Source organism: Marinobacterium iners (assembly GCF_017310015.1).
Classification (GTDB): Bacteria; Pseudomonadota; Gammaproteobacteria; order Pseudomonadales; family Balneatricaceae; genus Marinobacterium; species Marinobacterium iners.
Map to the genome: position 1 here is coordinate 339,847 of NZ_CP022297.1, position 22,160 is coordinate 362,006.

Annotated in this window: 21 protein-coding genes, 3 rRNA genes and 4 pseudogenes; 22 read left to right on the forward strand and 6 right to left on the reverse strand. The window is 53.0% G+C overall.

Going from position 1 to position 22,160, the window contains the following annotated elements:
* The first annotated feature begins 81 nt into the window (after window positions 1-81).
* From coxB to CFI10_RS01690, 4 genes are read left to right on the forward strand one after another with little or no spacing between them, the layout of a single operon-like run.
* Window positions 82-1,230: a cytochrome c oxidase subunit II gene (gene coxB, locus CFI10_RS01675; protein ID WP_206838568.1), complete on the forward strand. Its 1,149-nt coding sequence runs from the start codon at window positions 82-84 to the stop codon at window positions 1,228-1,230.
* Window positions 1,227-2,828, forward strand: a complete 1,602-nt coding sequence (gene ctaD, locus CFI10_RS01680; protein ID WP_206838570.1) for a cytochrome c oxidase subunit I — start codon at window positions 1,227-1,229, stop codon at window positions 2,826-2,828. Before coxB ends, ctaD begins: the two co-directional genes overlap by 4 nt.
* A complete protein-coding gene (locus CFI10_RS01685; RefSeq protein ID WP_206838574.1) occupies window positions 2,825-3,388 on the forward strand; it encodes a cytochrome c oxidase assembly protein in 564 nt (187 codons plus the stop codon). Before ctaD ends, CFI10_RS01685 begins: the two co-directional genes overlap by 4 nt.
* Window positions 3,385-4,269, forward strand: a complete 885-nt coding sequence (locus tag CFI10_RS01690) for a cytochrome c oxidase subunit 3 (RefSeq protein ID WP_206838579.1) — start codon at window positions 3,385-3,387, stop codon at window positions 4,267-4,269. The genes CFI10_RS01685 and CFI10_RS01690 overlap by 4 nt, the downstream gene beginning before the upstream one ends.
* Here CFI10_RS01690 and CFI10_RS01695 read toward each other — a convergent pair.
* Window positions 4,174-4,476 (reverse strand): DUF2909 domain-containing protein, encoded by a 303-nt coding sequence (locus tag CFI10_RS01695; RefSeq protein ID WP_091827905.1) that lies wholly within the window; start codon window positions 4,474-4,476, stop codon window positions 4,174-4,176. The two genes, CFI10_RS01690 and CFI10_RS01695, sit on opposite strands and share 96 nt — an antisense overlap.
* Window positions 4,477-4,488: 12 nt before the next feature.
* On the opposite strand from CFI10_RS01695, the gene CFI10_RS01700 reads away from it, so the two are divergent.
* From CFI10_RS01700 to CFI10_RS19420, 11 genes and pseudogenes are all read left to right on the forward strand, one after another.
* Window positions 4,489-5,223 (forward strand): SURF1 family protein, encoded by a 735-nt coding sequence (locus tag CFI10_RS01700; protein ID WP_206838582.1) that lies wholly within the window; start codon window positions 4,489-4,491, stop codon window positions 5,221-5,223.
* On the forward strand, window positions 5,213-5,659 hold the full coding sequence (locus CFI10_RS01705; RefSeq protein ID WP_206838585.1) for a hypothetical protein: 447 nt from the start codon (window positions 5,213-5,215) through the stop codon (window positions 5,657-5,659). The genes CFI10_RS01700 and CFI10_RS01705 overlap by 11 nt, the downstream gene beginning before the upstream one ends.
* Complete coding sequence (locus tag CFI10_RS01710; protein ID WP_206838587.1) at window positions 5,656-6,660, forward strand: COX15/CtaA family protein; 1,005 nt, start codon at window positions 5,656-5,658, stop codon at window positions 6,658-6,660. The genes CFI10_RS01705 and CFI10_RS01710 overlap by 4 nt, the downstream gene beginning before the upstream one ends.
* On the forward strand, window positions 6,635-7,540 hold the full coding sequence (cyoE, locus tag CFI10_RS01715) for a heme o synthase (protein ID WP_206838588.1): 906 nt from the start codon (window positions 6,635-6,637) through the stop codon (window positions 7,538-7,540). Before CFI10_RS01710 ends, cyoE begins: the two co-directional genes overlap by 26 nt.
* 98 nt (window positions 7,541-7,638) lie before the next feature.
* Complete coding sequence (locus CFI10_RS01720) at window positions 7,639-8,244, forward strand: Yip1 family protein (RefSeq protein WP_206838591.1); 606 nt, start codon at window positions 7,639-7,641, stop codon at window positions 8,242-8,244.
* Between the two features lie 541 nt (window positions 8,245-8,785).
* Window positions 8,786-10,328, forward strand: a 16S ribosomal RNA gene (locus tag CFI10_RS01725).
* A gap of 229 nt (window positions 10,329-10,557) precedes the next feature.
* A 23S ribosomal RNA gene (locus tag CFI10_RS01730) occupies window positions 10,558-13,444 on the forward strand.
* 166 nt (window positions 13,445-13,610) lie between these two features.
* A 5S ribosomal RNA gene (gene rrf, locus CFI10_RS01735) occupies window positions 13,611-13,726 on the forward strand.
* Together the 16S, 23S and 5S rRNA genes form the textbook arrangement of a ribosomal RNA operon.
* Before the next feature lie 77 nt (window positions 13,727-13,803).
* Window positions 13,804-14,190: pseudogene (locus CFI10_RS19115) on the forward strand (transposase family protein); the annotation flags it as partial.
* Between the two features lie 110 nt (window positions 14,191-14,300).
* Window positions 14,301-14,476 (forward strand): annotated as a pseudogene (locus CFI10_RS01745) (IS3 family transposase); the annotation flags it as partial.
* 457 nt (window positions 14,477-14,933) lie between these two features.
* Window positions 14,934-15,482: a phage integrase gene (locus CFI10_RS19420; protein ID WP_425270424.1), complete on the forward strand. Its 549-nt coding sequence runs from the start codon at window positions 14,934-14,936 to the stop codon at window positions 15,480-15,482.
* Here CFI10_RS19420 and CFI10_RS19425 read toward each other — a convergent pair.
* The 5 genes and pseudogenes from CFI10_RS19425 to CFI10_RS01765 form a co-directional block, all read right to left on the reverse strand.
* Window positions 15,453-15,563: pseudogene (locus CFI10_RS19425) on the reverse strand (MerR family transcriptional regulator); the annotation flags it as partial. The gene CFI10_RS19420 and the pseudogene CFI10_RS19425 sit on opposite strands and share 30 nt — an antisense overlap.
* Before the next feature lie 185 nt (window positions 15,564-15,748).
* The gene (locus CFI10_RS01755; protein ID WP_206838594.1) at window positions 15,749-16,138 is read right to left on the reverse strand and encodes a hypothetical protein; all 390 of its coding nucleotides are present in this window, start codon (window positions 16,136-16,138) and stop codon (window positions 15,749-15,751) included.
* A gap of 227 nt (window positions 16,139-16,365) precedes the next feature.
* Window positions 16,366-17,262, reverse strand: a complete 897-nt coding sequence (locus CFI10_RS01760) for a tyrosine-type recombinase/integrase (RefSeq protein WP_425270439.1) — start codon at window positions 17,260-17,262, stop codon at window positions 16,366-16,368.
* Between the two features lie 129 nt (window positions 17,263-17,391).
* A pseudogene (locus tag CFI10_RS19430) lies at window positions 17,392-17,594 on the reverse strand (Arm DNA-binding domain-containing protein); the annotation flags it as partial.
* Window positions 17,595-17,929: 335 nt separating this feature from the next.
* On the reverse strand, window positions 17,930-18,310 hold the full coding sequence (locus CFI10_RS01765; protein ID WP_206838596.1) for a hypothetical protein: 381 nt from the start codon (window positions 18,308-18,310) through the stop codon (window positions 17,930-17,932).
* A gap of 441 nt (window positions 18,311-18,751) precedes the next feature.
* Between CFI10_RS01765 and CFI10_RS01770 the strand changes: the two genes are divergently transcribed.
* The 7 genes from CFI10_RS01770 (at window position 18,752) to CFI10_RS01800 (ending at window position 22,151) form a co-directional block, all read left to right on the forward strand.
* Window positions 18,752-18,958: a hypothetical protein gene (locus CFI10_RS01770; protein ID WP_206838599.1), complete on the forward strand. Its 207-nt coding sequence runs from the start codon at window positions 18,752-18,754 to the stop codon at window positions 18,956-18,958.
* A complete protein-coding gene (locus tag CFI10_RS01775) occupies window positions 18,958-19,359 on the forward strand; it encodes a hypothetical protein (RefSeq protein ID WP_206838601.1) in 402 nt (133 codons plus the stop codon). The genes CFI10_RS01770 and CFI10_RS01775 overlap by 1 nt, the downstream gene beginning before the upstream one ends.
* Window positions 19,360-19,894: 535 nt before the next feature.
* Entirely contained in the window at window positions 19,895-20,179 is a 285-nt protein-coding gene (locus CFI10_RS01780; protein WP_206838604.1) for a hypothetical protein, read from the forward strand.
* A gap of 111 nt (window positions 20,180-20,290) precedes the next feature.
* The gene (locus CFI10_RS01785) at window positions 20,291-20,437 is read left to right on the forward strand and encodes a hypothetical protein (RefSeq protein ID WP_206838607.1); all 147 of its coding nucleotides are present in this window, start codon (window positions 20,291-20,293) and stop codon (window positions 20,435-20,437) included.
* Window positions 20,430-20,666 (forward strand): hypothetical protein, encoded by a 237-nt coding sequence (locus tag CFI10_RS01790; RefSeq protein WP_206838610.1) that lies wholly within the window; start codon window positions 20,430-20,432, stop codon window positions 20,664-20,666. Before CFI10_RS01785 ends, CFI10_RS01790 begins: the two co-directional genes overlap by 8 nt.
* Window positions 20,663-20,875, forward strand: coding sequence for a major capsid protein (locus CFI10_RS01795; RefSeq protein WP_206838613.1), 213 nt, complete (start codon window positions 20,663-20,665; stop codon window positions 20,873-20,875). Before CFI10_RS01790 ends, CFI10_RS01795 begins: the two co-directional genes overlap by 4 nt.
* A gap of 64 nt (window positions 20,876-20,939) precedes the next feature.
* Window positions 20,940-22,151 carry a hypothetical protein gene (locus CFI10_RS01800; RefSeq protein WP_206838616.1) on the forward strand — a complete coding sequence of 404 codons (1,212 nt, stop codon included), beginning with the start codon at window positions 20,940-20,942 and terminating at the stop codon, window positions 22,149-22,151.
* Window positions 22,152-22,160: the final 9 nt, after the last annotated feature.

Consider the following 22,160-nt stretch of genomic DNA (forward strand, 5'->3'; position numbering starts at 1 on the left):
GGCTGCTATACTCCAGATACCGGATCGCCTGTCGGACAGCATTGTGAGCCTGGCCGCAGGCCAAGACGGGGAGACCTGGAGATGGGACTTAGAATAATAAAAACCATCGGCTCAGGGGTTGGATTGGCGCTGCTGGCACCTGCATCTTTGCGTGCGGAATGGGGGCTCAATCTTACACCCGGTGTCACGGATGTCAGCCGTTCGGTATATGACCTTCACATGACAATCTTCTGGATCTGTGTCGCCATAGCACTGGTGGTGTTTGGTGTCATGTTCTGGTCGATCTTTCATCACCGCAAGTCGCGAGGGGCCAAGGCCCACCACTTTCATGAAAATACACTGGTTGAAGTAATCTGGACGTTGATACCGGTGCTAATACTGGTTGGTATGGCTGTTCCTGCAACTGCCACCCTGATCAAAATGTACGATCCGTCCGAAGCTGAACTGGATGTGCAGATTACCGGCTATCAGTGGAAGTGGCGTTACGACTATCTGGATCATGAGCTGAGCTTCTTCAGCAACATGTCGACCCCGCGCGGGCAGATCACCAATGTCGCTGAAAAGCAGGAAAACTATCTGCTTGAGGTTGACCGACATCTGGTGTTGCCGGTGGACACCAAGATCCGATTTCTGCTGACCGCCAACGATGTTATTCACAGTTGGTGGGTGCCGGCGTTGGCCGTCAAGAAGGATGCGATTCCCGGTTTCATCAATGAGGCCTGGACCATCATTGATGAGCCGGGTATCTACCGGGGGCAGTGTGCCGAGCTTTGTGGGCAGGATCATGGCTTCATGCCAATAGTGGTCGAAGCGGTCAGCAAAGAAGACTTTGATGTCTGGCTGATGGCGGCTCGGGCAGAAAAAGAGGCTCAGGTTCAGGCTGCTGAGCGCAGCTGGACACTGGATGAGTTGATGCAGCAGGGCGAGCAGGTGTATCTGCAGGCCTGCGCGGCCTGTCACCTGCCGAGCGGTGAGGGGGTACCGGGTGCTTTCCCTGCCCTGAAGGGCAGTCCAGTCGCATTGGGTGATGTGTCTGCACATATCGATATCGTGCTGAACGGCAAGGCGGGTACCGCCATGCAGGCGTTTCGTGATCAGCTCAGCACCGTTCAACTGGCCGCTGTGATCACCTATGAGCGTAATGCCTGGGGCAACAGCTTGGGTGAGGCGGTATCACCGGCTCAGATCTCGCGCTTGTTGCAGTCGGCCGATGGGGAGGGTGAGCAATGAGTACTCTGGATACCACTCTGGAAACGCATTCAGATGAGCATCATGGCCCAGCCAGTGGTCTCGGGCGCTGGCTGTTTACCACCAACCATAAAGATATCGGCTCCATGTACCTCTGGTTCAGCCTCTTGATGTTTCTGGTGGGTGGCTCCATGGCGCTGATGATCCGCGCCGAACTGTTCCAGCCGGGGCTGCAACTGGTTGAGCCGGGCTTCTTCAATCAGATGACCACTATGCACGGGCTGATCATGGTGTTTGGGGCGGTGATGCCGGCGTTTGTGGGGCTGGCCAACTGGATGATACCGATGATGATCGGTGCCCCGGACATGGCGCTGCCGCGAATGAATAACTGGAGCTTCTGGATCCTGCCATTTGCTTTTGCCATGCTGATCTCGACCCTGTTTATGACGGGAGGGGCGCCAAACTTCGGCTGGACCTTCTATGCGCCACTGTCGACGACCTATGCCCCGCCGAGCGTGACCTACTTCATCTTCGCCATTCACATGATGGGAATCAGTTCGATCATGGGCGCGATTAACATTATTGCGACGATTCTCAACATGCGGGCACCGGGCATGACGATGATGAAACTGCCACTGTTCTGCTGGACCTGGTTGATCACCGCTTTCCTGCTGATTGCGGTCATGCCGGTGCTGGCGGGGGTGGTAACCATGATGTTGATGGATATCCATTTTGGCACCAGTTTCTTTGATGCTGGTGGCGGTGGGGATCCGGTGCTGTTCCAGCATGTGTTCTGGTTCTTCGGTCATCCCGAGGTCTACATCATGATTTTGCCGGCCTTCGGCATTATCAGCCAGATCATTCCCGCCTTTGCTCGCAAGCGTCTGTTTGGCTACGCCTCCATGGTATATGCCACCGCTTCGATCGCGATATTGTCGTTTCTGGTTTGGGCGCACCACATGTTCACGGTCGGTATTCCGCTGGCCGGTGAACTGTTCTTCATGTATGCCACCATGTTGATCGCCGTGCCTACCGGGGTGAAGGTGTTCAATTGGGTGGCTACCATGTTCCGCGGCTCGATGACCTTCGAAACGCCAATGCTGTTTGCGCTGGCATTTGTAGTGCTGTTTACCATCGGCGGTTTTTCGGGGTTGATGCTGGCGATCGCACCGGTGGATTTCCAGTACCACGATACCTACTTTGTGGTGGCTCACTTCCATTATGTGCTGGTACCGGGGGCCGTTTTCGCCATTATGGCAGGTGTCTACTACTGGTTGCCGAAGTGGACTGGTCACATGCTGGATGAGCGCATGGGTCGGTTTCACTTCTGGCTGAGCTTCATTGGCGTCAATATCACCTTCTTTCCCATGCACTTCATCGGGCTGGCCGGCATGCCACGCCGCATACCGGATTACGCACTGCAGTTTGCCGACTTCAATATGGTGGCCTCGGTGGGTGCCTTTCTGTTTGGCCTGTCACAGTTGACCTTTGTCTGGAACGTGATCGCCTGTGTACGCGGTGGCCGCAAGGCTGAAGCCAGAGCCTGGGAAGGTGCCGAAGGGCTGGAGTGGGAAGTGCCATCACCGGCGCCTTACCATACCTTTGCCGAGCCGCCGAAACTGCCGGAGTCGCTGCGATGAGCCCGCAAGCAGCCAATCGCAGGCTGGTAAGGCGGCTGGTATTGGGTTGTGTGCTGATGTTCGGTTTTGGCTTTGCGCTGGTCCCTTTGTATGACGTGTTTTGTGAAGTGACGGGGCTAAACGGAAAGATTACCAATACCGGCCCGGTTGCGGCATCGGAAGCGGATACCAGTCGAGAGATCAGGGTGAGATTGATTGCGGTTCATAACGAGGCAATGCCCTGGAAATTCGGGCCGCAGCAGAATCTGATTCTCACCCACCCGGGAGAGATGAAGCAGACAGCCTTTATGGCAACCAACCCGACCGGCCGGCGTATGGTGGCGCAAGCTATCCCGTCGGTTGCTCCTGCAGAGGCTGCGCGCTATCTGCATAAGGTGAACTGCTTCTGTTTTGAGCAGCAGGTCCTTCAGTCTGGTGAATCGGTCGAAATGCCGCTGCTGTTTGTGGTCGACAAGAACCTGCCGGAGCATATCCGCTCGCTGACCTTGTCCTACACCCTGTTTGATATCTCGCCGGAGATTTCATCAACAGAGCAGGTTGAAAAGGAGCAATCGTTATGAGCAGTTCAACCTATTACGTGCCTGAGCAAAGTCGCTGGCCGATTTTGGCATCCATTGCACTTTTCCTGTTGGCCTATGGTGCCGGTACCCTGATGAATGCGTTGAGTGCGCAGCAGGGAGGTGGGCTTGGCGTCGCGCTGTTGTTGGCGGGGGCGTTGATGATGGGGCTGATTCTGGTGGGATGGTTCGGCAATGTGATTCATGAAAGCCGCAGCGGGCTGTATTCCGAGCAGATGGACCGTTCCTTTCGCTGGGGTATGAGCTGGTTCATCTTCTCGGAAGTGATGTTCTTTGCCGCTTTCTTTGGCGCTCTTTTCTACGTGCGTGTGCTGGCGCTTCCCTGGTTGGGAGGTGAAGGTGACAAGGGGGTAACCGAGCTGCTCTGGCCCGGATTTGTGGCAGAGTGGCCACTGTTCAATCCACCCGACAGTGCGCGTTATCCCGGACCTGAAGCTGTCATCAGCCCCTGGCACATACCGCTGCTCAATACCTGCCTGCTGGTGACGTCCAGCTTTACTCTGACACTGGCACACAAGGCCCTGTTGCGAGACGAGCTGATCATGGTGCGCCGCTGGATGACGCTGACAATTCTGTTGGGTCTGATTTTTATCGGCTTCCAGGCTTATGAATATGTGCATGCGTATCAGGAGTTGGGACTGACGCTGCAGTCCGGTGTTTACGGTGCCACCTTCTTTATTCTGACCGGCTTCCACGGTCTGCATGTCACCTTGGGTACGCTGATGTTGATGATCATTCTGGGGCGCGTGGTATTGGGTCATTTCAGCTCACGCCAGCACTTCGGTTTTGAAGCGGTGGCCTGGTACTGGCATTTTGTGGATGTGGTCTGGATTGGGCTGTTCCTGTTTGTGTATGTGCTCTGAGCTCTGCCAGGGAGCATGTGAGCGAAGACGGCCGCTGCTGAAACCGTAGACCAGAAGCAGTATCAGCAATACGCTGAAAATGACACGCCAAAGCAGGCGATTGGCCGTGGTGCCATCGGCTGAAGGTCGTCGAAGCAGAGACCAAAGACTGCTGAACAGTGCGATCAATATGGCAATAAACAGCAGGACGATCAGAAGATGCAGCATGGAAATTTCCTTATGTCTGATCAACCAAGTAAAGCGGATAGCCCCGCTGCATTCAAATATCTGCGCTGGCTGTTGGCGCTGCTCGGTGTTCCGTTGCTGTTTGGTCTGGGCTACTGGCAGCTGCAGCGTGCCGAACAAAAGCAGATTTGGCTCGATCAGCAGGCCGTTGAGCCGATGACGCGTGCAGCCACTGCGCTCAGGCAGCTTGAACGCCAGGCGTGGGTGCCGGTACGACTGGAGGTTGAGCTGTTGCCATATCGTATTTTTCTGCTGGATAACCGTACCCTTAATGGGCGTGTGGGCTACGAAGTGATCGTTCCGATGCGCGTCGATGAGGGCTCCTTGTGGCTGGCCAGTTTGGGGTGGGTTGAAGCGCCATCCCATCGAGACCGGTTGCCTGCCCTGCAACTTGAACAACAACGCATACAGGTCGATGGGGTGCTGGCTCATCCAACCGGGTCGATGACGCTGGCAGACCTGCCCGCTGAAGTAGGCTGGCCACGACGAATTCAATCCGTCGATCTGGAGCAGATCAGGCAGGCTTTGGAGATGGAGGTTGAGGCGGTCATGCTGCACCTCAAGACGCCAGTGAGTGATCAAATCACGCCAAGGAACGCTATTCATCAAGGAGTCAGTCCACAGCGGCATCAAGGCTATGCAGTGCAGTGGTTTGCGCTGGCCGTCACATTGCTGCTCTGGCTGTTCTGGGCGGCTCGACATGGCAGGAGACAGGGCGATGGCAAGTAATAGGTGCACTTTCTGGGCTATCTGGGCATTGGGCATGTTGCCAGTGTTGCTGGCCGTGGCGGTATATACCACAGGCGTCGGTATACCGAATGAACAGGTGAATACTGGCAGGTTGTTGCAGCCGGCAGTGCCGCTGCAGCAATGGGGCGGGCAGGCTGACCGCTTTACGCGTCATTGGTCGTTGCTGCTGGTGCACCGGAGTGGGTGTGACCATGGATGCTTGCGGCAGGAGGAAAGGCTTAAACGTATACATGATGCTTTGGGTCGGGATGCTGATCGCTTTCGGGTAAGAATGGAGGCTTCAGACGCATTGGCGCCAGGTGTTTGGGTTGTTGATCCGTTGGGCAATCTGGTACTGCATTACGGACAAGCCTATGAGGGCAAGGCAGTGCTGACTGATTTGCGACGACTGCTGAAAGCATCGAGGCTGGGATGAGTGCACTGAAGCTGGTAAGAAGCGCGATAGTACTGGCGTTGATTGTTGTGCTGCTGGGCGGCTGGACACGGCTGAATGACGCAGGCCTTGGCTGTCCCGACTGGCCGGGATGTTATGGAACGTGGGTGTTGCCATCAGATCATGTTGAGCTGGCTCAGGGCTATCCAGGAGTTGTGATTGATCTACGCAAAGGCTGGATCGAAATGATACATCGGTATGCGGCCGCTTGTCTGGGACTCGTTGTACTGATGCTGGCAGTCATCGCACTGAAAAATCGCACGGTGACAGGGTATCCGTCGAAGCTGTCGCTGCTGTTGCTGGGGCTAGTAGTATTGCAGGGGCTGTTTGGAATGTGGACCGTCACATTGAAGCTGTTACCGGTCATAGTGACGCTGCACCTGATGGGTGGTCTTGCGACATTGACGCTGCTGGTACTGCTGGAACAGCGATTGAGTCATTTTTACAACCCACAAGCTCAACCAACAGGGGGCCATATGGGAACACGCATACTGCTGTTCTGCCTGTTCCTGCAGCTGCTGTTAGGTGGCTGGACCAGTACCAATTATGCCGGCTGGGCCTGCAGCGATTGGTTGTTGTGCAATGCAGATGAAACAGTTGGATACGACTTTTCAACCGGGCTTAATCCTTTCATGGCCATAGGGCCCAACTACGAAGGTGGGCTGCTGGATGCTCCGGCAAGAGCGGCCATTCAGGTTTCACATCGCTTGGGGGCGTTACTGCTTATAGTGGTGTCGTGTTGGGTTACGCTGTCGCTTTGGCGAAGGAGGTATCTGCGCTTTCATATCACGTTGTTTCTGGCTGCGCTGGGTGTGCAGGCGCTGCTGGGTATTGCCAATATTGTATGGATGTTGCCACTCGGGCTGGCAGTTGCACATCACGCGGTAGCCGTGTTGCTGTTGTTGTTGGCGCTGAATCTGCACGACCGGGCGAGAAGTCCGGTAATGGAGGCAAATCATGAGTATCGTGTCGTTTGCGGGTAATACCGTTTCAGATGCTGGCTGGAGAGACTATCTGGCGCTATGCAAGCTGAAAGTTGTCGCCGTAATGTTGCTGACATTGGTGGTTGGATTCTGTTTGGCCCAGCCGGGATTACCATCGCTGTCACTGCTGCTGATAACCAGTATAGGAGTCGGGCTAGCCGCTGCCTCGGCAGCGGCGGTCAACCATGTTCTGGATCATAATATTGATTGCTGTATGGCAAGGACTGCGCGGCGACCGCTGCCGCAGGGGCGAGTCAGTCCGGGTAATGCGCTTCTGTTTGCAGCGGTGATCGGCAGCGCCGGGCTGTTGCTTCTTGCTACATTGGTGAACCCTCTGACGGCGGTGCTAACTCTGGCGTCGCTTATCGGCTATGCCATTGTATACACGGCTGTTCTGAAGCGAGCGACACCGCAAAATATTGTGATAGGTGGCGTTGCAGGTGCTGCACCTCCGTTACTGGGCTGGACTGCTGTGACAGGCTCGCTGGACTCGCAGGCGTTATTGCTGATGCTGATTATTTTTGCCTGGACACCACCTCATTTCTGGGCGCTGTGTATCGCTAGGAAGGATGACTATGCCCGTGCCGGGGTGCCGATGCTCCCCAATACCCATGGTGAGTCCTATACGCGGCTGCAAATTCTGCTGTACTCAATACTCACAACAGTAGTGACATTGCTGCCGTTTATTAATGGTATGAGCGGACTTATCTATCTGGCAGGGGTCAGTATCATCAACTACCGCTTCATTGCCTGGGCTGTACGATTGAATATTTCTCGTCATCCGGGCGATCCGATGAAAATGTTTCGTTACAGCATTGTGTACATCATGTGGCTGTTTGCCATACTGCTTGTAGACCATTATTGGCAGCTATTCGTATAAACGGTTGTGGAGAAAGTAACGCGAACGGATTCGGGCTGAATCAATACAATAAAAATTGTAGCCTGGGGCCAAACCCGGACTGCGAGGAGGATAGTGATATGTTCCTGCAGCACATGATGGGGGTGTTCTATCACCCGAAGCAGGAGTGGCGCTCGATACGCAATGAGCATTACTCGGCGATGCATGTATTTCTTGCCCAAATAAGTGTACTGGCAGCAATACCCGCCGTGTCACTTTTCATTGGTACCACTCAAGTTGGCTGGAGTCTGGGAGGGTCAGAGTTTGTTAAATTGAGTGTGGCCAGTGCGTTACCAGCAGCGCTCGCATTTTATGTGGCAATGTGGGTGGCTGTCGGGTTTATTGCATGGTCCATTCACTGGATGGAGAAAACCTATGGTGGGAATGTCAGCTATGAAAAATGCTTGGTGCTGACAACCTTCACCGCGACACCACTTTTTCTGTCGGGTCTTGCAGGCCTCTACCCGATGCTTTGGTTCAACGTGATTGTAGGCATGATGGCATTAGCTTATACCATCTACCTGCTTTACACGGGGGTACCGGAAATCATGCAAATTCCTGAAGAGCGCGCATTTTTCTTTGCCACTTCAATTCTAACGGTTGGGGTCTGTGTGTTGGTCGGGTTGCTCGCGGCAACCGCCATTCTATGGGGCACGTTTGTGCCACTTACCTATACCGCCGGTTAGGACGCTTCCAGCACATGAACAACAGGCGCTCTGGCGCCTGTTGTTGTTTTGGGGGGGGCAATGCCGGTTTTCATCTTTCTGAAACTTTTTTACACGCAGGTGTTGACTCCCTCAGTGGTGTCTGTAGAATTCGCCTCCTCGCTTGAGACGCTCCACCGGAAACGGTTCAGGGCAGATCAATTGAGCAAGTGGTAAGATGTTGAATTAAGTGGTTTTTTGGTTCATCATTACGCTTCTTGAGTGACTGCCGAATCGTTGTTTGAGTGCTCAGTACTGAAACAGAAAACGAAAAAAACGGTTGACACTGAAACGGGTTGCGGTAGAATATGCGCCTCGCTTGAGACAACAGGTTGCACCGAACGGTGCGGTTGGCCAAGCCCGCTCTTTAACAAATTGATCAGGTAATATGTGTGGGCGCTTGTCAGGATTGAGCACACAAAGCTTAATCAAGGCAAGCAACCTAACTGAATATTCATTTAGCGTTGTGTAATACCTTGAGCCGAATGAAAAGCTGCTTGCAGCTTTGAATTCACAAGATTTTAAACTGAAGAGTTTGATCATGGCTCAGATTGAACGCTGGCGGCAGGCCTAACACATGCAAGTCGAGCGGTAGCACAGAGAAGCTTGCTTCTTGGGTGACGAGCGGCGGACGGGTGAGTAACGCGTGGGAATCTACCTGGTAGTGGGGGACAACAGTCGGAAACGACTGCTAATACCGCATACGCCCTTCGGGGGAAAGTGGGGGATCTTCGGACCTCACGCTATCAGATGAGCCCGCGTCGGATTAGCTTGTTGGTGAGGTAAAGGCTCACCAAGGCGATGATCCGTAGCTGGTCTGAGAGGATGACCAGCCACACTGGGACTGAGACACGGCCCAGACTCCTACGGGAGGCAGCAGTGGGGAATATTGGACAATGGGGGCAACCCTGATCCAGCCATGCCGCGTGTGTGAAGAAGGCCTTCGGGTTGTAAAGCACTTTCAGCTGTGAGGAAAGGCAAGTGGTTAATACCCGCTTGCTGTGACGTTAACAGCAGAAGAAGGACCGGCTAACTCCGTGCCAGCAGCCGCGGTAATACGGAGGGTCCGAGCGTTAATCGGAATTACTGGGCGTAAAGCGCGCGTAGGTGGTTCAGTCAGTCAGATGTGAAAGCCCCGGGCTCAACCTGGGAACTGCACCTGATACTGCTGAGCTAGAGTACGGTAGAGGGTAGTGGAATTTCCGGTGTAGCGGTGAAATGCGTAGAGATCGGAAGGAACACCAGTGGCGAAGGCGACTACCTGGACCGATACTGACACTGAGGTGCGAAAGCGTGGGTAGCAAACAGGATTAGATACCCTGGTAGTCCACGCCGTAAACGATGTCAACTAGCCGTTGGGGGACTTGATCCTTTAGTGGCGAAGCTAACGCGATAAGTTGACCGCCTGGGGAGTACGGCCGCAAGGTTAAAACTCAAATGAATTGACGGGGGCCCGCACAAGCGGTGGAGCATGTGGTTTAATTCGAAGCAACGCGAAGAACCTTACCTACTCTTGACATCCAGAGAACTTTCCAGAGATGGATTGGTGCCTTCGGGAACTCTGAGACAGGTGCTGCATGGCTGTCGTCAGCTCGTGTTGTGAAATGTTGGGTTAAGTCCCGTAACGAGCGCAACCCTTATCCTTATTTGCCAGCGAGTAATGTCGGGAACTCTAAGGAGACTGCCGGTGACAAACCGGAGGAAGGTGGGGATGACGTCAAGTCATCATGGCCCTTACGAGTAGGGCTACACACGTGCTACAATGGCCGGTACAGAGGGCTGCAAACTCGCGAGAGCAAGCTAATCTCACAAAACCGGTCGTAGTCCGGATCGCAGTCTGCAACTCGACTGCGTGAAGTCGGAATCGCTAGTAATCGTGAATCAGAATGTCACGGTGAATACGTTCCCGGGCCTTGTACACACCGCCCGTCACACCATGGGAGTGGGTTGCACCAGAAGTAGCTAGTCTAACCTTCGGGAGGACGGTTACCACGGTGTGATTCATGACTGGGGTGAAGTCGTAACAAGGTAGCCCTAGGGGAACCTGGGGCTGGATCACCTCCTTAAACGATTGCGAAATTCTGGCAAGCGTTCACACATATTACCTGATCGAACTGTTAAAGCTGATTGAGCTTTAAAGACTGTGCTTGTTTGAAGTACATCCTTTAAAGCTTCGGCTTTAAACGCTCTTTAACAAATTGGATCTGAAAGATTGTCTTGTATTGTTTGATACAAGCGCCAATCGGCGATAATCGTTACGAACCATTCATTTGAACAGACGCCTTCGGGTTATATGGTCAAGTGAATAAGCGTGCACGGTGGATGCCTTGGCAGTCAGAGGCGATGAAGGACGTAGTAACCTGCGATAAGCCTCGGGGAGTCGGTAAACAGACTTTGATCCGAGGATTTCCGAATGGGGAAACCCACCCGCTTGCGGGTATCTCTTAGCTGAATACATAGGCTTTGAGAGGCGAACCCGGGGAACTGAAACATCTAAGTACCCGGAGGAAAAGAAATCAACCGAGATTCCCTTAGTAGCGGCGAGCGAACGGGGACCAGCCCTTAAGCTGTGTTGTGGTTAGCAGAACGCTCTGGAAAGTGCGGCCATAGTGGGTGATAGCCCCGTATGCGAAAACCTATATGCAGTGAAATCGAGTAGGACGGGACACGTGTTATCCTGTCTGAATATGGGGGGACCATCCTCCAAGGCTAAATACTCCTGACTGACCGATAGTGAACCAGTACCGTGAGGGAAAGGCGAAAAGAACCCCTGTGAGGGGAGTGAAATAGACCCTGAAACCGTGTACGTACAAGCAGTGGGAGCCGTTTTCGGACGGTGACTGCGTACCTTTTGTATAATGGGTCAGCGACTTACTTTCAGTGGCAAGCTTAACCGTTTAGGGGAGGCGTAGGGAAACCGAGTCTTAATAGGGCGATCAGTCGCTGGGAGTAGACCCGAAACCGGGCGATCTATCCATGGGCAGGTTGAAGGTTGAGTAACATCAACTGGAGGACCGAACCGACTACCGTTGAAAAGTTAGCGGATGACCTGTGGATCGGAGTGAAAGGCTAATCAAGCCCGGAGATAGCTGGTTCTCCTCGAAAGCTATTTAGGTAGCGCCTCATGTCTCACCTTGGGGGGTAGAGCACTGTTTCGGCTAGGGGGTCATCCCGACTTACCAACCCGATGCAAACTCCGAATACCCAAGAGTGCAATCATGGGAGACACACGGCGGGTGCTAACGTCCGTCGTGGAAAGGGAAACAACCCAGACCGCCAGCTAAGGTCCCAAAGTTCTGGTTAAGTGGGAAACGATGTGGGAAGGCTCAGACAGCTAGGAGGTTGGCTTAGAAGCAGCCACCCTTTAAAGAAAGCGTAATAGCTCACTAGTCGAGTCGGCCTGCGCGGAAGATATAACGGGGCTCAAACCAGACACCGAAGCTGCGGATGCCTTAGGGCATGGTAGAGGAGCGTTCTGTAAGCCGTTGAAGCCAAAGGTGTAAACCATGGTGGAGGTATCAGAAGTGCGAATGCTGACATAAGTAACGATAAAGGGGGTGAAAAACCCCCTCGCCGGAAGACCAAGGTTTCCTATCCAATGCTAATCAGGGTAGGGTGAGTCGGCCCCTAAGGCGAGGCAGAAATGCGTAGTCGATGGGAAACAGGTTAATATTCCTGTACCGGCTGTAACTGCGATGAAGGGACGGAGAAGGCTAGGCCAGCGCGGCGATGGTTGTCCGCGTTTAAGGGTGTAGGCTGGGAGAGTAGGCAAATCCGCTCTCCCTTAAGGCTGAGACCTAATGACGAGTCTCCATGTGAGACGAAGTGGTTGATGCCATGCTTCCAGGAAAAGCTTCTAAGCTTCAGGTTACAGACGACCGTACCCCAAACCGACACAGGTGGTCAGGTTGAGAATACCAAGGCGCTTGAGAGAACTCGGGTGAAGGAACTAGGCAAAATGGTGCCGTAACTTCGGGAGAAGGCACGCCGATGTCGGTGATGGAATTTACTTCCTAAGCTGATGTCGGTCGAAGATACCAGGTGGCTGCGACTGTTTATTAAAAACACAGCACTCTGCAAACACGAAAGTGGACGTATAGGGTGTGACGCCTGCCCGGTGCCGGAAGGTTAATTGATGGGGTTAGCTCACGCGAAGCTCTTGATCGAAGCCCCGGTAAACGGCGGCCGTAACTATAACGGTCCTAAGGTAGCGAAATTCCTTGTCGGGTAAGTTCCGACCTGCACGAATGGCGTAACGATGGCCACACTGTCTCCACCCGAGACTCAGTGAAATTGAACTCGCTGTGAAGATGCAGCGTCCCCGCGGCTAGACGGAAAGACCCCGTGAACCTTTACTATAGCTTCACAGTGGACTTTGACATTACTTGTGTAGGATAGCTGGGAGGCTTTGAAACCGGGACGCCAGTTCCGGTGGAGCCGACCTTGAAATACCAGCCTGGTACTGTTGAGGTTCTAACTCAGATCCGTTACCCGGATCGAGGACATTGTGTGGTGGGTAGTTTGACTGGGGCGGTCTCCTCCCAAAGCGTAACGGAGGAGCACGAAGGTACCCTCAGGCTGGTCGGAAATCAGCCAATGAGCGCAAGAGTAGAAGGGTGCTTGACTGCGAGACAGACACGTCGAGCAGGTGCGAAAGCAGGTTCTAGTGATCCGGTGGTTCTGTATGGAAGGGCCATCGCTCAACGGATAAAAGGTACTCCGGGGATAACAGGCTGATACCGCCCAAGAGTTCACATCGACGGCGGTGTTTGGCACCTCGATGTCGGCTCATCACATCCTGGGGCTGAAGCCGGTCCCAAGGGTATGGCTGTTCGCCATTTAAAGTGGTACGCGAGCTGGGTTTAGAACGTCGTGAGACAGTTCGGTCCCTATCTGCCGTGGGCGTTTGAGATTTGAGAAGAGTTGCTCCTAGTACGAGAGGACCGGAGTGAACGAACCTCTGGTGTTCCGGTTGTCACGCCAGTGGCATTGCCGGGTAGCTACGTTCGGACGGGATAACCGCTGAAAGCATCTAAGCGGGAAGCCCCCTTCAAGATGAGATCTCACCGGGGCCTTGAGCCCCCTGAAGAGCCGTCCGAGACCAGGACGTTGATAGGCAGGGTGTGTAAGCGTTGTAAGGCGTTGAGCTAACCTGTACTAATGGCTCGTGAGGCTTGACCATATAACGCCCAAGGCGTTTGAAATGAATGGTTCGACTGGAAACAGTCAAAACACGATTATCGGCTCGCAAGAGCACCGATTGAACGCTTGTAGCAACAACACAGACAATCAGAGCAACGTGACATACAGGCACGAGGCTCAATCAGATCCGGTTTGTACCAGTTTCGCCTGGCGACCATAGAGACGTGGAACCACCTGATCCCATACCGAACTCAGCAGTGAAACGCGTCATCGCCGATGGTAGTGTGGGGCTTCCCCATGTGAGAGTAGGTCATCGCCAGGCACTTAATACCAGAAACCCCGGTCTCGTTGAGGCCGGGGTTTTTGCATTGGGGCGAAGTACAGGCAGACGGCAGACTTACGAGAGAGTGCCTGGATAGCCCGGTTGCACTGGGTGCATTAGGCGAGCAGGTCTGTCGGTCGCTCGATGCTATAGCGACTTCAGAGGCTATCCGACCGCTGTCAGAACGGGCCCGAGACCTGAATTTACTGGCAAAGCACTGGAGCAATGGGTCTATGAGAATAAGGTGAAACTGAAGCTTATATAGCCTGGAAAGCTGGTGCAAAACGGGTATATCGAGAGCTTCAATGGCAAATTCAGGGATGAATGCTTGAACGAGCATTGGTTCGGGGAACTGGCACATGCCTGAAAGCTAATCAGTGAGTGGCGAGTTGATTACAATGAACCAAGACCAGCATTCATCACTGGGCTACCAAACTCCGCTGGAGTTTGCATCTACCTTCTGAAAGCAGAAAACAGACTCAGCAACCAACGATATCATTGGAAGCCGACTAGATTAAATGTCGGGGGGGAGTACCGCTTCGTTCAGTCAGAGGCGAGTGCCTCACCCGTTTGAAGCCCTCAAAGTAATGGCATGTACTAGGCCTTCGTGAGGCGTTTAAACTGGACTATGTGTATCTGAAGGTTCTTCCTGGTGCTGCGACTGTTATGACCAGGTTGCCGAAATGGATCGAGGACCATAATCGCAGCCACCCATATCTGGGATTGAAAATGAAATCTACCTGGGAGTAGCGTGTGGAACTGGCATCAAACGAATGAGGTGGTGTCCGGTTTAGCGGGCCCCGCTACAAACAACAGCCGGAACGGTAAGCGCGTCGGGCAAAAGAAAGGGCCCGGCGCTCTCCCTGCGGCGGGCCCTGTCACTGACTTCCCTGTCAGTCGCTGCTTCAGTCCCGAAGCAGGCGATGAGGTACGAACTCCTGTCGTCTTGGTCACACCTTGTGAACCTCAGGGGCATAATAGGGGTGTGATATGAGCGGGTATATAGGAAAAACTCTTATATTGTCCGTGCAGACATTTAAATAATGATCTATGTCAAAACATGGGGTGCTTTTCTGAAAGGGCTACCCCGTATTCAAAGCGGCGTAGCCCACATACCTCTTCCCCTACGCTCAAGGTTTGTGGGGGCACGCACTTTGATGCCTGTAGTGGTCGGACTTGACCAAGGAAAGCTACAAAACTGAGCTAATTGAATACGCTTTGGTATGGTTTTCATGAACACACCCTGCGCGATGGTGTGCGCAGGAAGACTGCGCTTATTAATATGGCGGCTCGCCTCAAGGACCCGGCAGCAATCAAGCTGACACCGACAGCGTACATGAAAGACCGTCGCAATCGTTCTGAGTCAGGGATTACCGATAAGACACTGAACAATGAGCTGACGTATATCCGCGCGGTGTATAGCGAACTCTATGCACTGGACCAGGTGAAATACGAAAACCCTTTGGCCAAGGTGAAACCGCTCAAGCTGCAGCAGATAGAATTATCCTGGTTAACACAGGATCAGATACAGGAGTTGCTCGACGTTATCCGCTCCCGATCGGCAGGGGCGAACCCTCACCTGGAGCTGATTGTACTGGTGTGTCTGGCAACGGGTGCCCGTTGGTCAGAGACCGAAAACCTTAAACCGTCATCTGTACGGAATAGGGCATTCCAGCCAGCCAACAGAATTGGCCGTCAGGCGAACAGGGCGGGGGAACTCACCTTTACTCATCAGGCGGTAGATGGTGGTACATGACAGGCCACAACGGGCCTCAACTTCGGGGCGGCGGAATATCTGAACCTTACGGTTCCGAGTGGTGGTGTCGTGTGTATTCATGTCGGCATAGCCTCTCTGTAACTGTATTCGGATCGGTAAACGGTCGGAGTACAGCGAACAGGGGCGGGCCTGCCGGAGTGGTGGCCTTGTGGTCTATGCCAAGGGCGATATAGGGGCGCTCTGGATCGGGGTCAGGGTCGGGGTCATCTGGTCCCCCGCCACCTGAGTCAGTGATTACAGCGCGGCTACCCGGTGCGCTGGCGGGCCTGTCGGTCAGGCATCATGGGAAGGTGCTCGAAGCCAAGAATAAAGGTGTTTTGGCTTAGTTTGGGCAGCCTTGCCATGCGTCGATTAGATGCGGCTTTTTTGTTATCAACACTGAGTAAGCGGTTAAGCATACATTTCAGCTCAGGTGACGATTTTTTGCCTTGATAATCTGGATGGCTTTTTTTGAATACTCTTATCAGTCCCTTCCGGTTGTGCCTGCTTACTGACGCACAAAAGAGTATCCATAGAGACGGGTTGCGGCCCTCTTCTGAGTCAAGACGTTTCTGGTGGTCAATGTGCCTGTATTTGTCGCCCATCAGGGCGCTATTCATCCCTGGGTATTTGCACTGGTACTTGGCTACTTGCACACGGCCACCTGTTCTTAATTACAGTGCTGTCAGTCTATACAGTATTGCCGTAGGTTTTCAACTATTCCCATTAATTACCCTCCATATTCGGGAGGGTGGCCCCAGTGGCCCCAGTGGTGGGGCCGGGTAGTGGGGCAATAGAACCCCAGCAATTACGGGGCTTTGCGAGTAGTGGCCCCAGTGGCCCCACTGGCCCCACCACAAAAAACCAACCTGTAACAGAATGACTACCCAGCCCGGCTGCCAAAGCTGGCGCTGATTACGTTGCTGCTGCTGGCGGCCTTGCGCAACTGGTCCAGATAATCAGCCCAGTGTTGCATTATCTTGCGGCGCTGCTCCAGGTGCTGGGTGCGGTTGTAGCTCCTGCCGTTGGCATCCTTCACCTCATGCGCCAGCTGCTGTTCGATCCACTCAACACGGTAATTCAATACCTCATCCAGCAGGGTGCGAGCTGTGGCCCGGAAGCCGTGGGCGGTGTGTGTTTCCCGGTCGTAGCCCATGCCTCGCAAGGCAATGCGAACAGCGCCGTCTGACATGGGACGGCTGGCACCTCTGGCGCTGGGGAAAACAAACTCACCACGGCCTGTGATCGGTTGCAGGTTCTCCAGTATCTCAATGCTCTGCTTGGCAAGCGGGATAATATGCGGCTGGTGGGTTTCCTCTGCGGTGATCTCTATCCTCTTTTCCTCCCAGTTGATCTGGTCCCAGCGAACGTGGCGAAGCTCTCCGGGGCGGCAGAACCACAACGCTGAACACTTCAGGGCAGCGATTACAGCAGGAGTGCCGTGGTATTCATCAATGGACAGCAGCAGGCGGCCAAACTCTCTCGGATCAGTAATGGCGGCAAAGTGGCCTTTCTTGGCGGGCTTAAGTGCGTCCTTCAGATCAGTGGAAGGGTCACGTTCACAACGGCCAGTCACAATGCCATACCGGAATACCTGACCGGCTACCTGCTTCACTCTATGCGCGGTTTCTACGTGGCCCCTGTCTTTGATCCGGCGAAGTACCGGCAACAACTCCAGGGCGGTGATATCAGAGATTGGCCTGCTACCGATTGAACTGAACAGGTGCTTTTCCAGTGCCCGCATGGTCCGGGCTTGGTGGCCTTCAGACTTGTCAGCCATGCGAACAGAAAACCATTCACGGGCGATCAGCTCAAAGCTGTTCTCAGCGGCTGCTTTACCTGCCTGCTTCTGTGCCTTCTTGGCTGCGCTGGGGTCTATGCCTTGCGTCAGTTGCTGGCGGGCAGAGTCTCGCTGTTCACGGGCGGCGGCCAGGCTTACATCAGGGTACACACCGAAGGCGGCCAGTTTCTCCTTGCCGTGAATCGGTACTTCATGCGCCAGTATTTTGAGCCGTTGGGCCACACCTCAAGATACAGCCCTTTCTCGTCAGCGAGTTTGTACTTCTTCTCTTGCGGCTTGGCTGCCTTCACTTGTCGGTCAGTCAGTGGCATGGATCACCCCCTGTTCAATTCGGGTTGGGGGTATCAGTTTGGGGGTATCAAATGTCCCCCCGATTGTACCCCCAATGTACCCCGGCTTTGCTGGGTGCGGTTGGGAACCGTTGGGAACCATTATGGGCCGGAAGGCCCGTGGTTTCTAGTGTCGTGGGAAGTGTTGGGTCTGGGTGGGAAGGGTAGGTGGTGGAGGTGGCGGGTTTCGAACCCGTGACACTTAAACCCTGTTACGCGGCAATGCGCCAGTTTATGCGCGTTTCCCGCCTGTTCCTACTTCTGGTTTGTCTCGTTTTGCGGCTATAGACCACTATGCACGTGACACATTGGTGACACTATCTCATTGGAGGTGTCCAAAATTTTACTTCCATTTTTGTGAAATGCTTTTCAATGTCTTCATCTTCTATCTTGTAATCTTTGAAGAACTCAAAAACCTTTGCTCTTTCAAAGCATCTGAAAATAGAATTATGATAAATTTCTTCATTATCATTTTTTGCTGGTTCCACTATTGAAACTTCTAAAATTTCACCTTCTTTATTAAATGAAACCAATGATGTTGTTAAATCTCTTTCGTATTTTACTGAAGGTATTCTCCAGCTAAATGTAAGTTTATGAAATATTTTCGATTTTATTTCCTTTATTTCTGTATCATTTAACTCAGCATATGCACTTTTAAAGCTTAATATCGCTACTAATATTATTGCTATTCTGCTCATCCTGCCTCCTTGTTAAACCAACGTTCCATCACTTTATGAGCGACGCTTATCCCGCGTTTTGTGTCCTTGATTCTGAGCGCTGGATCTCTTCCAGGTCTGGGCTGGTTTGACCGATTTCCGGTGCTACTTCGCCTGTCATGAGCCACCATCGAAATTCTGGGAACACTCTCCCCAGTATCTCTATCTCATCAGCTCCCACACGCGCTCTTCCTCGCTTGATGTTTTGCCAGCGAGGGTAATCAGTATCACCTGCTTTCGATAGGTCTGTAAGGTTGCTTTTGTTTATTAATAGCAACGCTCTATCAGATAACCCATTACTCATAGATATAAATTCTCATAAGCCTATGTACACATACTAAGTTATGCAACTATTATGTGTACATAGGACGCGTTCAATAAACGCTCAAAACTCTTACAACAACCGATTATAGAGGCGCAACCATGGAACAACAACCGATTACCCCAGCACCGGCGCCCGTGCCCCCGTTGATGGCGTGGCGGAAGTTTGCCGAGTGGATTTGTGTTGATGAGGGTGTTGTGAAGGGCTGGATTGAGTCCGGGTATCTGCCATCTGTCCGCATTGGCAAACATCGCCTGGTCAACATTACGTTGCTTTCAAAAAATCTTATGGAAGAGGAAATGATCTGATGAACGCTATTACCCAAGTCTCTGATCGTGAATGCCTGATTGCTCACTTTTCTGAAATTTCAGCCGAAGTCACGCGTCTGAACTGTTCCGGTGCGTATCTCATAGCTCGTTTTATGCCTGGTGAATTCAGCCTCGATATCCTGTCACCAATTCACACAGGCCCCTTGTCCGTTCGTGTTGTTGATCTTCACCGCTACGGCCTGCATAACCGCGTGATTGATTCACTGGTTCACGAGGCATTCAACACACGTTCTGCCATGAGCACAACGCATCGCTACACCATTTCGTTAGATGTGTCTTTATCAGCTGCTGAGCCTGTCATTGAACAGATATTCCGCCACCTGGCATCCATCCACCAGAACCCGGACGCCTGCAATGTGTTCGAGGAGGTCGCAGCATGATTACTCGGTATTTAGATGAGCTGATCGCTCCTTGCCCTGAGTGTAATTCCTCTTGCTCGGTTACGTTGAGTGATCCTGCTGGTGAGCTGCCACCCGTTATCGAATTCGTCTGCTTCGACTGTTTTACACAGTTTGAAATGATGCTTTCTGTCCCGTCTCCCGCTGATCAGGGCTGCACCCCTGATGGGGGCGTCAGTGCCAACCGCGCTGACGACAATTCGAGTGGTGGCGTAACCACCCCCGAGGTCACATGGCGTGCCTCGGGTTCTAATTCCCATGGTGGGGCCAATGAATAAGCGGCTCCGCCAATTGGTCAAACCGGCTGAGGCTGTGGGCCTGTGCCTTGTCTGCGGACAGCATCAGTGCAACTGCCCGCCGGTTCCCCCTGAAATGATTACCAAACCGCGTCCCCTGTACACCTTCGGTGGCCGGGTTGCTCGCTGGTCAGTTTGTAACTGTGGCGCCCTCATCGCGGTGCCGAACGCATATCCCGTTAAATGCCCCGAGTGTGGCGAACTGAATTGAGGTGCAAACCATGAACATCACTATGACTGCAGACGTTATCCAGGCAAGCCGCTACGACATGGACGGCAACAAGGGTGGTTCCATCATCGCTACTCAGAAGGCTGACGGTACCAACCCTGACCGTGCCGGTCTTGAGCTGATGAAGCTGGCCTGTGACTACGCCACCGTTGACCTGCTGCGCGAACACCTGCCCTGCAAGTGTGAAATCGTCGCCCAGCCTACTCAGGGTGCCGGCCAAAAGATGGCCTTCAAGGTTCTGTCCATCAAACCCGTCACTGCCAAGGCTGCTGCCTGATTTAGTAGCGCCCTCGGATCGGCGGGGGTCGCGTAGCGACGTCCGACCGATCGGCGCAAGAGGCAGCTGGCTAGCTACAGCACGTGACGCACATAAGCGGGATATAGATGCATGAACAGCCTTGAATCAATAGAACTATTTTTCCTGATTGCGCCCCTGAACGTCATCACGGTGTTTGTGGGTCTCGTGTTGTACGACCTGGTTCATTGGCTTGCCTCCCTGTTCCCGCCACGCTCAAAGGCTGTTGATCGTGGCTGATGTACTGATTTGCACCGACTGGAACGCTACCGCAGCCACCTGCGACAGCGTCACCCTGGTGCCCAATGTCTACCTGTTCAGCAGTGATTCGGTTCAACAGATCGATCTGCTGCTGAATGGGGGATTCGACCCCCAGGCTTTCGGAATTGGGTTTGTGGGGATCTTAAGTCTGTTCGCTATCGGGTTAGCGACAGGAATTGTTGTATCAATGTTGAGGAAAATGAAATGAAAAACTTCCTGAAAAAAGTGGGTGTTGCAGCCTCTACCGCAACTGCATTCGTGGGTGCTAATGCCATGGCAGCCGTTGATGTTGCCGGTGTTACCACTGAGCTTGGCAACGCTGAAGCTTCAGCTCAGTCCGTAGGCACAGCGGTTATCGGTGTGGTTGCCGGTATTGCGGCGGTATCTATCATCATTGCCCTGATCCGCCGTATCTAATGATTTGGTCCCTGTTGTTCGGTGCGATGGCTGCATCTGCCCTGATAACAGGGATGCGGCTTGGATGGTACGTTTAACAAGGGGCCTTCGGGCCTCTTTTTATTTGGGTCGTATTATGTTTCTAAAATTCAAATCTCATTTACAGCCCATTTCCTCTAATTACTGGGGTAATTGGTTTCTGGCCCCTTTGATTTCTTTTTTTATTGGACTTCTTCCTGTTTCTGCTTTTGCTGCTGTCGAGGGTGATCCTTGTGTTTATGTAGATTCATCACCTAAATCCTATGGTAATACATATGCTGAGGCGTGTTCTGGTGCAAGCGCTTATTATCCGGATAGGACTTACTCTATAGATTCTGCTGGCGTCTGCCGCGCTTTTTACGGTAGTAGAACGTATTCTCTCTATCCTAACTATTCTTCTTGGGGTTCATCAATATGCCCTTTACCTCCTGAGCCTGAATGCCCTGCTCCGGGTACGTCTTTTTCAGGTACTCCCAATATTGATGCCCTTGGTTCATACGGTGTTGATGCTGATGGTTGCCAAGTTGTACCTGTTTATCAATGGTTGCCACCGTCTGAATGTGATGACGGGTCGGGCCAGGCATGTCGTGCTATATCTGGTTATCAGTATGGTGATACACCACCTGAGATACCTCCTAAACCCTGTTATGACGAAAACGGTACATTAACGGGTACCGTTTCCCCCAATGTGAGTTGCCCAACCGGTGGCAGTTCTGGAGGTGAAGATGACCCCGGTAATGGTACTGGTGACGGGTCGGGTGACGGGTCGGGTGATGGTTCAGGTGATGGTACGGGAGATGGTACCGGTGACGGTTCGGGTGACGGTACAGGAGACGGGTCCGGTGATGGTTCTGGTAATGGCAATTCATCCGGCGGAACCTCTGGTGGCGGCACAGCTAATAAGGGGGATTCTGATCAAGCTAAATTCTGTACAGATAACCCAAAAGCGTTGGCCTGTCAGGAGATTGATTATCAGTCTTCGGGTGATTCTGGCGGACGTGAACCAGATGGATTTGATATTGATCCATTGGATGCAGAGATAGAACAGGAATGGTCTAAGCTCCGTGACGTAATTAATGATACCCGTTCTGAAATTTCAAACACGTTCAGTTTTTCGGTTTCCGGTGGTGGTGGTGCTCTCCCGTGTTTCCCCTTTATTGATTTCATGGGAGTCAGTAAGCAGATATGTTTGTCTGAATACAGCAATGAACCTGATTCCGTGACTTACAACCCCACTCACACCTCTACAACACTGTAACCACGCGGC